At 41.9% G+C, this 14,065-nt stretch carries 7 protein-coding genes; all 7 read right to left on the reverse strand.

Features of this window, described 5'->3' with window-relative positions; all coding sequences use genetic code 11:
- Positions 1-158 precede the first annotated feature (158 nt).
- On the reverse strand, positions 159-2,000 hold the full coding sequence (locus M2135_RS15440; protein WP_280749424.1) for a glycoside hydrolase family 13 protein: 1,842 nt from the start codon (positions 1,998-2,000) through the stop codon (positions 159-161).
- 36 nt (positions 2,001-2,036) lie between these two features.
- Complete coding sequence (locus M2135_RS15445) at positions 2,037-4,520, reverse strand: alpha-amylase family glycosyl hydrolase (RefSeq protein ID WP_280749425.1); 2,484 nt, start codon at positions 4,518-4,520, stop codon at positions 2,037-2,039.
- 77 nt (positions 4,521-4,597) lie between these two features.
- Positions 4,598-6,046 (reverse strand): DUF5115 domain-containing protein, encoded by a 1,449-nt coding sequence (locus M2135_RS15450; RefSeq protein WP_280749426.1) that lies wholly within the window; start codon positions 6,044-6,046, stop codon positions 4,598-4,600.
- A gap of 25 nt (positions 6,047-6,071) precedes the next feature.
- Positions 6,072-7,196: a SusF/SusE family outer membrane protein gene (locus M2135_RS15455; RefSeq protein ID WP_280749427.1), complete on the reverse strand. Its 1,125-nt coding sequence runs from the start codon at positions 7,194-7,196 to the stop codon at positions 6,072-6,074.
- A 23-nt stretch (positions 7,197-7,219) separates the two neighbouring features.
- On the reverse strand, positions 7,220-8,899 hold the full coding sequence (locus M2135_RS15460) for a RagB/SusD family nutrient uptake outer membrane protein (protein WP_280749428.1): 1,680 nt from the start codon (positions 8,897-8,899) through the stop codon (positions 7,220-7,222).
- Positions 8,900-8,910: 11 nt separating this feature from the next.
- Positions 8,911-11,952, reverse strand: a complete 3,042-nt coding sequence (locus M2135_RS15465; protein WP_280749429.1) for a TonB-dependent receptor — start codon at positions 11,950-11,952, stop codon at positions 8,911-8,913.
- Between the two features lie 197 nt (positions 11,953-12,149).
- Positions 12,150-13,790: a DUF6377 domain-containing protein gene (locus M2135_RS15470; RefSeq protein ID WP_280749430.1), complete on the reverse strand. Its 1,641-nt coding sequence runs from the start codon at positions 13,788-13,790 to the stop codon at positions 12,150-12,152.
- Positions 13,791-14,065: the final 275 nt, after the last annotated feature.

Below are 14,065 nucleotides of genomic sequence, written 5' to 3' on the forward strand. Positions count from 1 at the left end.
TTTTTACAGATCAGGCAAAAAGCAGTAAACAAATCAGGCATACACTGGCTGGCAGAAAGTCTTCCGAACATGACTGGGTTTCACCCGGGGTTATGCATATTTCACCCCTCACGGGGTGATTGTTTACGACTTATAACCTATTCAAAAGAATGTCTTCCTCAAAACTCCAAAACAAGTACCTCGCGGGAAGAAAGCGATAACTCTTGTCCTAAAGTAAATGTCTGGTCTGAAAGTATTTCTTTCGCCCTGTTTTGGGGCAGTATCTCCTGATAATGTTTTAAGTCCAACGTCTGTGTTTTGTTCGTTCCATTTAAGATAACAACGACAGATCGACCGTCGTATTTACGTTCATAGACATAAACGCCATTTTGGGGTACAAAATGTGTCAATGAGCCTTTGGCTATAACGTCATTATTCTTTCTCCAATCAAGAAGTTTCTTGATAAAACCGTGCATTTCACGCTGCTTATCCGTTCGTCCGATAGCGGTAAAAGCGTCCTGGGAATCACCCGGCCATCCTCCCGGGAAATTGGCACGTAAAGCGCCATCGCCTTCTTTTTTATCGGCATACATGCCTATTTCATCACCATAATAGATCTGAGGGATTCCACGCATGGTCAATAGGAAGGTATAGGCTTGTCGCCATCGATCCGGATTGTTAGCGTCTTCTATATATTTTAAGAAACGTGACGTATCATGATTGCCTAAGAATATTAATAACTCCAGTGGATTCGCATAAACAATATCTTGTCCCAGATATTCATATAATCGATAAAAGCCTGTTCCAAATCCTGTTTCTTCATCAAATACCCGCGTCATCAGATCCATCAGTGGAAAGTCCATGACAGAACGCAAGTTCGAATTCCGAGGTGCTGCCAATCGGCTGTCTTTCTGCCAATAGGATATACCTACATTATTGCTGTACCAGGTCTCACCGACAATATTGAAGTCTGGGTATGCTTCGGTGACTTCCCGGCACCATTCCGACATAAAATCGAAATCAACATAAGGGTGTGTATCCTGCCTGATCCCGTTTAATCCGGCATACTCGATCCACCAGATACTACTTTGTACCAGGTAACGGGCTACATGTCTGTTGCGTTGATTCAAATCGGGCATGGTCTCCACAAACCAACCGTCTATAGCTACCTTTTTGTCCGAATAAGAAGTATAAGGATCGTATTGCGTAGTAGTACGATAGGAAGTCTGCACATACCGGTCGGAGTAATTAAACCAATCCACAGAGGGTTTATCCCGGAAAAAGTAATGTTCACTCCCACAGTGATTAAAGATCATATCCATAACCACTTTCATTCCTTTATCGTGAGCACTCTTTATCAGGTTTTTAAACTCTTCATTGGTTCCGAAACGGCGATCTACCCTGTAGTAATCTGTAATAGCATATCCGTGGTAAGAGGCATGCGGCATATCATTCTCCTGTATCGGATTGAGCCAGATGGCCGTTACTCCCAAATCCTGGATATAATGCAAATGGTCGCTTATGCCTTTGATATCACCTCCGTGACGGGCAATAGGATCATTCCTGTTTACTTTGGATTCTTTCATGCCTGCCACCACATCATTGGAAGGATCTCCATTGGCAAAACGGTCGGGCATGATCAGATAAAGCACATCGCCGGAGTTAAATCCTTCTACTTCTGAGGTGTATTCCTCGCGTTGTTTCAGTTCATATGCGATTATTTTCTGCTCTTTTCCTCTTTTAAGTGAGATATGGAATGTTTGGGGTTTAGCATCGATCAAATCGATATAAAGGATCAGATAATTGGGGTTTTCAAGATGGATGGTTTCTTTTAAACGGACACTTTCTGCTACAATGGTTACATCACATGCGGCCATATTATCGCCATACATCAAAATCTGTAATTCCGTATTTTTCATTTCTGCCCACCAGAAAGCGGGTTCGATCTTTTTTACATCTATTGCATAAAGGGTTCCATAGCAACATATAAATAACGATATCAGGATTATATATTTCTTCATCTTTTTATTTGTTTATCAGAGTTTTATCAATTATATTTATTGTTTTATAAACTTCACAGAATAAGGTTTCCCCTCTATTTGTACATATAGAATGTATATACCGGGTTCTACTGAAAAAAGAGAACAGTGATCGGTCTCTTTCCATATACCCAATTGCGTACCGTTTAAGCCATAAAGGCGGATCTGTTCGACTGGACGTTGGGAATGGATATTCAAATATCCCGAAGTTGAATCATAATTCCAGTCAAAAGTTGTTGGGAATGATGAGACGGATGAGTTACCACTGGTTGTTTTATCGATGGTAAATAAGAGGTAAGAGTGGGCTGAAAGTACTATTTTCAGTTCTCTTTTTTCATCTGTCACGGAAACAGCCATATCGGAAAACAGTTCCTGCCATATTCCCGTTGTTACAAAGTCGACATTCATTTCGACCGGGATTTCGGTAAAATTCCCTAATAATAACAGTTCTTTTTCCGGAGTACGCAGACGGATAGATCGTCCGTTATCCCAGTCGGCCCCCGTTGTTTGCATATCGACTTCAGCCGGCGAAGCAAACAGGCTCGGGTTTTGTGTACGGAAATGGATTAATGTAGAATAGATATCATATAGTTTTTTTCTTTCCGGATCTTCTACATATTCCCATAAAACCGGTTTCTTCCCTGTGCGCCCGTTCTCCTCTATAGAAGTATCATAACCCAACTCTCCGAACTGCCAGATCAGCTTAGGCCCTGGTGTACAAAACAAAAAAGCTGCGCCTAATGCCGCCCGTCGTAAACGCAAGGATTTATCCGCTTTCATCGTCCAGTTCCCATATTTCTGCATTTTATACATTAAACGTTCCTCATCATGACTCTCATTATAAGTAATCAATGCCGGCATATCCCAACCACGACTTGTATAACTTCCATTTGTCAAATCAGTTCGGCGACCTTTCCAACCCATTTCGCTTTCCATATAAGCATCGCTCAGATTGTTCCAGAGCAGCATTCCCGCTTCGGCCAACTCTTTTTCTTCCGCCCGATCACAGAAATGTTCCAGGATCACATACGTATTTGCTTTAATACTTCGGATATGGTCATTATACTCTTTCAAGATCGCAATACGTGAAGCGTCGTAAGCGCTGACTGTCGCATCCGAATTGGAATTTTTCTGCGTAAACCCTTTGGTGAAATCAAAACGAAATCCATCGAGATTATACTCCTTGATCCAATAGGTCAACACATTTTTGAAATAATCCCTTGTTCCTTTGTATGCATGATTGAAATCGTTGAAAAAGCTATAGTAATGCGGCGAACTGGCATTGAACCAGGGATTCTCCTTAGACGGAGCATTACCCTCCCAGTAAAGTTGGGCGAACGGATGTAAACCTGTCGCATGATTGAATACCACATCGAGAATAACAGCCATACCTCTTTTATGGGCCTCATCAATAAATGTTTTATAGGCCTCCGCTGTACCATACGCTTTATCTGCTGCAAAGAAATAACAAGGATTATATCCCCAACTGTCGTTCCCGTCAAACTCCTGAATCGGCATCAACTCTATTGCGTTCACACCTAAAGTTTGTAGATAATCGAGTTTTTCCCGTACAGCCATGATTGTTCCTTCTGTTGTAAAATCTCTGATCAGTATTTCATAAATGACCAGATCTTCTTTGGCCGGGGCTTTGAAGTTTTTAACTTTCCAGTTATATATTTCTTTAGCTGTCTGAAAGACCGATACGATGCCTTCCGTTTCCACCGGATATGGCTTCAGATCGGGATAAACGGATGCGGATATCTGATTGTCATATTGCGGGTCCAGTATCTTTTCGGCATACGCATCTCCGATCTTAAAGGAGTTATCAATCAGGTACTGAAAACCATACTCTTTACCTTTTTCGAGTCCGGTAAGAGTATACCACCAATAATCACCGTCTTTATAGAGTTGGTAGTCATTATTTTTCTGCCAATGATTGAAATCTCCGATTAAATGAACATGTTTTTTTCCTGGTGCATAAAGTAAAAAGCTAACACTATAATCGTCCATATAGTTTATGCCGTCTGTTATCCCTACGGGTCGTACCTTTTCCGTTGGTGCAGCAGGAATGAACGCTACTTCTCCCAGATTCAGGAAAAGATCTGTTCCACCCGAGCCTTTCCCTTCCTTCTGATTATCGGCACTACGAAAAACAAATGCCAGTTTCAATATCGTTTCTTCTTCAGGCACCTGATAATAGGTACGGACATTGGGAGTAATCGTCAATTTCCACTGATCATCTCCAAGAGAAGCAAGCTTATACTTCTCCTGATTATCCCCCCATGTCGGAGCATATCTCCATTCCTGGCCATTACTTTTATCTGTAATGACTCCGGTATGTGCATAAACATCTCCGGTATATCCTTGTAATCCCTTATTCCCTTCTGCCGCATGAAAGATGATCTCGATAGCCTCTTGATCAGAAAAGGTCACAGGGTTTGAAGTTATCTGCCCCCATAAAGAGAATGGAAGTAATAATAGAAAAATTAACTTTGTTCGCATGAAAGATAACAAAAGGGTCTGAATCAGGGATTACTACATAAGTAATTACCCTGATTCAGACAATTATAAACTAATACCTATTTATTCTTTTTAATCGTACAGCTATACCCTTCTTCCGAATTGGAGAGTTTAAGGATAAATGTGTAGTTACCGCCTTCAATCGAAATATCATTGCCATTGAAAGTTAATCGACTGACATCGCCTCCAAGATTTAAATCCCAGGCATCATTGGCCCTGAATTTGAATGCGCCCGAAGTTATGTCTGTCGTCACTGTCCAGGTGTTGGAACCACGGTCGTACGTCATCGGGGTACTCGCATCCCATCCTCCGGGTGTAGCATCACCAATCAATCCCCAAACAGTCGCTGTTTGTGTATAGGTCAACAGGTTCAGATCCGCTTTCAGATAATAAAAACCAGCCGGAGCAATCATATTATCAGCTCCCCCGTCAGTCGTGAGTATTCCGTCTCCCCCAAACCCATAATTGGTATGATCCCAATCCGGCTGCGAAGTAAATTTGTATTCGCCATCCAGATAAACAAAACCGGTATAGACCATATCCATATTTTCCGTATAGAGCATAGGAGCTGTTGCCGGAGTCCATCCCTGATGATTACCGGGCACATACAGGAATGGATTCACATCCATCGGTTCTACCTTATAGGTATACTCTTCCATGTTCAGAGAGATCTTCACATAACCACTATCCTCTATTTTTATCGCTCCTGCATCCTCTGCCACAATAGCGCCCTCTAAAGAGGCATCACCATCTACTGCCGTACCAAGAACACCTCCCCAGAAATCACCACCCGATTCGTGCGCTTCTTTTGCACTCTGAGGAGCAATTTTGAAATAAGTATTTGCGGCAACCTCTACCAATACAGAGAAATGAGGATCTTCATATACGTTATTACCACTGTGACTGAAGCGAATCAATTCATCCGGGTTCCATCCATTCATATCGCCAATCAGATAATAAGCCGGCTCTATCAATGAAGCAGTCGGAGTCACCGTTACAGGACCAACCACCTGAGAAAAAGAACGTATGGTTTCTGTCCCGGATGTAACCAATGCATAAGCACGTATATAAAACTCATTCGCGTTCGGTGCTTTACCAAACAATGTTTTAACAGCCTCATCTATTTCTGCAACAGTCATCATAGAGATGTGCTCTAACGTATAATTGGGAGGTGACAACTTTGTTTCCGAAGGCACTTCAGAGGAATCTCCCAAGTCAATGTATTCTGCAAAGTCTGCTGTTTTAGAAATTTGTTTCACAACAGAAACTGTTGCTCCATCTTTCGCTTCTAAAGTTGATTTTAGAACTTTTACAGAAGCCTCCGGTTCCATCTCATTCAGATTTACAGGAGAAGCAAGGTCATCTCCTACATACGTTTTGAAATCGATCTGCCAAGCAGCCTCCTGTTCATTCGACTGAGGAGGAGCCACATCCTCATTATAATCATCGTTACATGCTGCAAATCCCAACATGAGAAAAGCAATCATATATATAAATGTATTCTTCATTTTCAATTGATTTAATGGTTATTCTTTATTTTACAGCACCTTCTCCTGTCGTAAAGTTCAGGTAGGCTTTCTGACCTGTAGTCACATTGACACGTTCCTGATCATCTCCACCGGCACGATAAACGATCTTTCCGCCCAGAATGATAAATTCAGTCTTCCACCAATCAATATCAGCCAACTTAATACTCATCCGAAGTTCATCGGATGCAACAAAAGCCGGAGAAACGAACTCGCCTTCACCATCAACCGGTACCGTAAATTTATTGGTTTCATCGAAGAAGTCCCAACCGCCGGCTGTATTTCCCGTCAGATAAACATCCGGAACAAGGAATTCTACCGTATAGAGATAATTTTGTCCCTGCAGTGCAGTAGAAACGACCACAATATACCATCCGCCTTTGCCGACTTTTATATTTCCTCCACTATCCGAAAGGTTGGCATAAGAGACTGAGGAGGCGGGGAAACGATCTTCTTCGTAACCAAACTCACTGCCGTTCCACTGTTGTACATAATTAAATTTAATTTCCGCATCCGTAGGCAGATAGACCACCCGCCAGAACTTACCCGGATTCGAATGTACAGGAACCATTTCAAAACTGGCATCCCAGTTCCAGTCATTGATAGATCCGATCATATACATATTCTCCGGCATTGTCAGTTCTTCCATTGCATAGTATCCTAATACGTTCGGAAGTGTTATGGAATTAGAGTACACCTCTCCCAACCCAGCACTCAGAGAAGCTTTCAACCGGAAATAAAGCGGTATAGGTTCTTTAGGAAAATCATCTTCGGACTCGGCCTGTAATAGTCCGACCAATGCACGGGCAATTTCACTGGCCGAAATATTCATTCGTGCAGAAGTATAGGTGGTCGATAACCAAACAGATGTCGCCTCATCATTGAAATTATCAGATAAAGCCATCTGCACCTGATAGGTAGTAGCCGCAGTAAAACCATAATCGGGTTGTGAGGTGGTCAGTTCAATCGTTTGAGTCTGCTTCAAATCATACACATTGTTCACATACGCCGGAGTATTCAATACAAACGAAGTCGGCTGCTGAAGTGTCGGATTCGAATCTCTGTCGTCGTTACAGGCCCCCATTATGCAAAGGAGGGCTGTCAGTATAAGGAAAATATTATATTTCTTCATCGCTTATTCTTTTTACTCAATTATTATAAAGAATCATATCCCGGATTCTGTTTCAGATTCGGATTAGCTGTTAAATCTCTGTCGCTAATCGGATAAATCTTGAATTTATCGTCGATATCAGCTTTACCTTCGGGAGAGCCCCCTTTATAGGCCCAGGCATACCCTTTCGTAAATTTACCAAAACGGATCAGGTCTGTCCGGCGATGTCCTTCCCAGTATAATTCGCGAGCCCGCTCATCCAGGATAAAATCAAGCGTTAATTGAGGCATCCCGATGTTCTGCGAAGTATCGCCATTCGCTCTTTCCCGCAGAAGGTTGACATAATTAACCGCTGTTTGCCGGTCTGTTCCGGCTGCATTACGTGCAGCACATTCGGCATAAATCAGATAGATATCAGCCAAACGGAACAAAGGGAAGTCTGTGTTCGGGTTATTGGTTGGTGTTACTTCAGCACCGTCCCAGCCTAAATTGGTGAATTTATGACAGAGATAACCGGTACTCCAATCACCCATCAAGGTATTTACATCTCTGCGCTCGGCAACCGAACCATCATCTTCATACGATTTAACATCAAAAAAGATATACCGTTTGTCTTTTTTAATCAGACTACCGAATTTGTTTTGAGTAACTCCATTGTCAGGTGTCGGTCCGTCGAATAATGCAATCAGTTGTTGTGTTGGTTTCAGACAGGTCCAGGAAGCACCCAAGCCAAACCAGGTCGAATTAAGAATCCCGCCGTAAGCCGCTGCCGTCACCATAATCGTACTTCCGTAGCTTTTCGCATTGACATCGTCGAACGGTATAGCATAAATGATCTCATTCTTTTTCATCGCTGTCAGGTGATTTTCGCCACAGAACAGGTTTTCATAGTTCTCTTCCAATCCGAAACCGGCATCAATCACTTTTTTGGCATATTCTGCCGCTTTATCATACATCGGCTGTCCGGTATATACTTCTGCATTCAGATACATCTTAGCCAACAAAGTATTGATAACCGGCTTGGTGATCTGCCCATAAGTCGACATCGATGGTGTTTCTGCCAGATTACCATTTTCCGACAGATCTTTCAACTCTTCCACAATTTTATTGAAAAGCGCTTCCGCTCCTATCTGCGAAGGTTTCCATGATTTATCATTTGTCGGACTATCATCCCATACAACACCCGGATTGCGGTAAAGATCGATCAGATAATAATAATTCATCGCTCTGAGTCCTCTGACCTCATCCCGGTATCGAGCAATATTGGGAATATTGATATCCGCCGGATAAACATCCAGGTATTCTTTACAATACCGGATATTCAACATCGCGCGCTGATAAAAGGTATACGCATAAAAGAGGGTATAATCCCAGTTAATCTCGCATAACTCAACAATCCCTTCATCCGACCAATTCCAGATAGCTTCATCCGTCGGATACAGTTGCATCGAGAGTAATCCGCGTAAAAAGACCAATGACCCCTGATCATCTCCCTGCAAATCCGGTTCATCAGCGATACCATTACCTCCGGGTCCTACATTTCCGGACAGACCGAAACCGTTGTAAATTTTAGCCAGAAACGATTGTGCGTCTGCCTCATTATAAATTGACTGACCCGATTTGTCCAGTTTGGGCTCCTGATCCAAATCGCCGATACAGGCGGTGAAGGTCAAACAGAGGGAAGCGATTCCCCAGGCGATATATTTTTTATATTTATTTTCCATAATATGATCCCTTAAAAATTGATATTTATACCAAGTAAAAATGATAATGGACGCGGATATACTTCCCGGTCGTTTCCTCCTTCTACTTCCGGATCCAACCCATCATATTTAGTGATGATAATCGGATTTTGTACCGTCGCATAGATACGGGCATTCGTTCCCGGAGCAATGAGATTGGCCGCATTGTATCCGATCGTTATATTGTCGATTTTCAGGAATGAAGCATTCTGTACATAATAATCAGACAAACGTTGACGCTGCGTAAACATGGTCTTAAGAACAGACCGGGGTTTGTTTGACAGTGTCTCATTTCCGAAAATCTCATTCGAACCGAGAGCGGCATTCGCTGCTGTACCGTTATAATTGTAATTACCCAGACTTACCCGTCCGTTAAATCCTAAATCCCATTGTTTATACGACACCTTGCTGTTGAATCCCATCAATACGTCTGCTGCCGGTTTCTTATATTGGTAAAGGTCTTTATCCGAAATAACCCCGTCACCATTACGATCCACATACATCCCTTCGATCGGTTTTCCGTTATTATCATATACCTGCTGGTATACATAATACGAACTTGGAGCATAACCGACACTATGTATTTTCAGGCGTACCCCTCCATCTCCTCCGGTCGACTCAAACCGTCTGCCCGGGGAATCGGAGTTATCATTATAGGTGAGTTCGGTAATCTTTGTTTTGTTATACGCAATATTAAAACCGATATCCCAGTTCCAATCACGACTAACAACCGGTTTGGCATTGATTGAAAATTCCAACCCTTTATTCTCTAACGAGCCGATATTCGACACGACATACTCCGCAAAATCGGTACCTGCCGGCACATTCACTTCGGCATTGATCAAATCTTTTGTTTTACGGAAATAAAAATCGACCGCTCCGTTAATCCGGTTACCCAGGAATCCATAATCCAATCCCACGTTATAGGTCGTGGTCTCTTCCCATTTCAAATCCGGATTGGCAGCTGTCGGTGCCAATACATTGACCCATGTCACGTTGCCGTTATTATCATACTTCGGATACATCGCTCCGCCTTTACCATTGCGGTAGAACGACATATAAGGGTAATCACCCTGGTTAATATCCTGCTGCCCGGTGATCCCCCAGCCTAAGCGAAGTTTTAAATCGCTTAACGGATCGACATCTTTCAGGAACGACTCTTCATTCATCCGCCATCCTAAAGCGACCGAAGGGAAAAGTCCCCAGCGATTATCTTCCGAAAAGCGGGAAGAAGCGTCATCACGCAACGTAAATGTCAACAGATAACGTTCCATCAAGGTATAGTTCAGACGTCCGAAAAACGAAACCAATACATATTTCGAATCGGTCTCTTTAAATTCCTCTCTGACATCCGTATTCTGCCCGAAATTTTCCGGTCTTCTCGACAGATAATAGGCGACATTATCCGATTTCGAATGATAACTCTGGTAAGAATACCCGGCCATCACATCAAACCGGCTGAGTATAGAAGGCAGTTCCTTCATATACTGTGCGTACAGATCCAATAATTTATTATCCTTCGTACTATTATACAGATAGTTTCTACCTGTTTTATCATCATCTTCCGTATAGTTCAACGGTGCGTTTGGATCATCATAGTTCTGCCCCTCACTGGTGGTATAATCCATAGCAAGATTCAGATTCACTCTTAAGTCGGGGAGGAAATGTAACTTATAATCAAACTGTGCATTCCCGATAAATGATTTTACGGTCGAATGGTCGTTTTTCATTTCCAGAATAGAGACAGGATTCGTTCCTGAAGAAGGATTCCGTGTACCTTCCGGAGAATAATCATTTGTCCAGGTATAAAATCCGCCGAATTTATTGTTATTGTTCCGAACAGGTTTCGTCGGGTCAAAAGAGACGGCGCTTCCGATAGCTCCGGTGTCGGCAAACCTGTTTTTAATATAAACGCCTTTCGCATTCAGATTCATGGTTAAATGATTCTCTAACAGAGAGGGTGTCAACGAAATACTACCTGTATAACGCTCAAACTTAGAGGTTTTTACAATTCCCGCCTGATTCGTATATCCAACAGAGACACGGTAAGGCATAAAATCCTGAACCGATCCGTAAGCACTCAGATTATGATCGGTAGAAACAGCCGTTCTTAAAATTTCATCCTGCCAGTCGGTACTAACGCCCGGATACAAGTTCAAGGCATTCAGCATCCCTTCGGTAGGATTCACTTTATTGGTGATCAAATCCCGGTATTCATCCGCACTCAGTACATCTACCGTATTGCGTTTCGTACTGACCGAGACATTACCCGAATAATTGATCTTTACCTTTCCGCTCTGTCCTTTTTTGGTCGTGATGATGATCACACCGTTTGATGCACGGGAACCATAAATCGCCGTTGCCGAAGCATCTTTCAATACGGTAAATGTTTCGATATCATTCGGATTAACCGTACTTAACGGATTACTCAGTCCGTCAGCAGCGCTACCTCCCATAATCACCCCGTCAATCACAATTAACGGATCATTGGAGGCAGATAAAGAGGATCCGCCACGAATACGGACAGTCGATTTCGCCCCCGGACGTCCTCCATCCGAAGTCACGGAAACTCCGGCAATTTTCCCCGCCAAAGCATCCTGGGGATTCACCAGAACCCCTTTGTTTTTCTCATCAATTTTTATGGCCGTCACAGAACCGGTCGCATCATTCTTACGGACCGTACCGTAACCGATAACGACCACTTCATCCAGTAGTTCCGTATCTTCAAGCAATTTGATGTTCAGGACCGATTGTCCCTGATAAATGATTTCTTGCGTTTGATAGCCAATATAAGAAATAGCAATTATCGCATTACGCGCGACAGAGAGAGTAAAATTTCCATCATAGTCGGAAATTGTTCCGTTTAAGGTTCCTTTTTCTGTAATATTAGCACCAATAACCACCTCGCCGGTAGCGTCGGTTATTGTGCCTTTCACAGTCATTTTTTCTTCGGTTTGGCCCGATGCATGGATGGTGATCATAAATCCCATCAGGAAGAGAAATAGTTTCTTCCACTTTTTTTGGTCAACTTTCATTGTGTACTGTTTATTAGATTTTAAGTATAAAGTTTCTTTGCAGCAAAGATATTTAAGCAAAGAATGGCTCTGTCATAGGGGTAAAACCCGAAAGTAAGTTTAAATTTTCATTTAAAAGGTTATACAACAATATAATAGACATATCTACTGTCACTCAAAAAGTAAGTTTATTTCAGTTTATAAGTAAAAATAAACCGTCAATTACGATTCATTTTTCCCAGTTGCTTCACCTCTTCAAGGAAATCTTTTTTGGATGTTTTCGCCTTATTCCTTACTTTAAGACGATAGTTGTACACTGTTTGAGGTGAATAATGCAGGAAACTGGCTATCTTAACACTGTCGCTAATACCTAATCGGATTAATGCATAAATTCGTAGTTCAGGGGTTAATAATTCACCCTCTTTCGGAACGATTTGGTTTCCTTCCTGTAAAAGGGCGTTAAAATCATCGATAAAGTTATGATAAATATTTAGAAAAATGGTATCAAAGCTCTTATAAAATTCTTTTAATTCATCATTGACCAACGTACCCGATTTCGTTTCCTTGTATAATTCTTCCGTCTGATTCGCTTTAATCTTACGATTGACCCTTTTTCTGAAATCCTCCATCTTATCTATATAGGAAGAACACATGGTAAACACATAACTGATATATTCCTCCTTGACATGATTGGATTCAGAAAGGTCATTGTTCAACTTATTCAGTTCTTCATTCTTATCGGTCAACTCTTTATTAAACGCTTTCAGCGATTTCCGGGCTTTGGCCAACGCTTTCAACTGCTTGTAGATATACAGAATAGCCAGAACGAGAACAACGACCAATAAAGTGATAACCACCAGAAAAAGTACCAACCGGTCTCTCTCCTGCTTCATCTTTATATCATACGCCGAATTGATAATCGGTAATATACGCGACATTTCGAGTGCACGCAAGCGGGCTTTACAAAAAATAGCATCCTCCAATGCCGATTTAATATACAGGTAAGCTCTGTTGATATCTTTTTCCTGATACAGTAATTCGGCTAATTCCGGCAACGACATATACTCTTTTACACCGCTTTTCATATCTCCGATAGCAGAGATCGCCAGGTATTTTTTCTGATTCTCCTGATCACCTATTTTTCTATACACTTCTGCCATGGTATGAGCCATCATAGCCGTAATACGATGATCATTTTCATACGCCTCAAGGACATTCAACCCCAACGTCAAAGCCTCATCCATCCGCCCATCCACAAACAATTTACTACTCTCGACCAGTTTATAACCGACATCTTCCGGATTATTGATACTTTGTAAAATAGAGTCCTTATACAGATACTCCAATTGAAGATAGTTCTCTTTTTCGGCCTGAGTAATAGAATATTCGGCCATCAGCATATACAAAGAGTGATACAGATGAAGAATATAAGAAGACAGACTATTCGTAAAATCAGAGCGTTCCAGGTTATTCAGTATATCGAGCGCTTCTTTATACATCCCCGTGACAATCATCACTTCCGCCCTATTCAGATAGGCCATGTTTTTATGAACCGAATTATTCCCTTCAGTCGCTACCTGTAACCGCCTCTCGGCGATCCGTAAAGTCGAATCCATCTGAAAATTCTTATATTCCTCAAACAAGGCATCCAAAATCACAAGACGTTCTTCATCGGACGAAGATCGATCGTATTGTGTTTCCAGATCGTGTATGACCTGCATTTTACCTTCCGTATACATCTCTCTCTCCTGAATACTTTTATCCAATGCCAAAAGTAACGAATCCAACGAAGTAGCAACCTCTGCTGCTGCTACACTGAACGGAATGAAAAAGAAGATTAAAAACAGGTACTTATACATAAAATCAAAAAAACATTTCGGAACGAAGATAGTAAAATCTTCATCGACATAGCTGCCGGCATATAAAAACAATGATAAAAAAATATGATCCCTCCGGCAACCCCATAAAAAAACAGTTCGCTTAACCGCTTTAACCTTCCATTCGCATTAATCATTCGTAATTAATGCCCTTTCTTATACTTTGCCAACATAATCACCGGATTGGATTCTTCATGTAATCCCGCTGCAATCTCTTTAAGTTTGCCTTTTAGTTGACCTTTTTCGTAAGCATCAAG

The organism is Parabacteroides sp. PF5-9 (assembly GCF_029893105.1).
In the GTDB taxonomy this organism is placed as follows: Bacteria; Bacteroidota; Bacteroidia; order Bacteroidales; family Tannerellaceae; genus JARXWG01.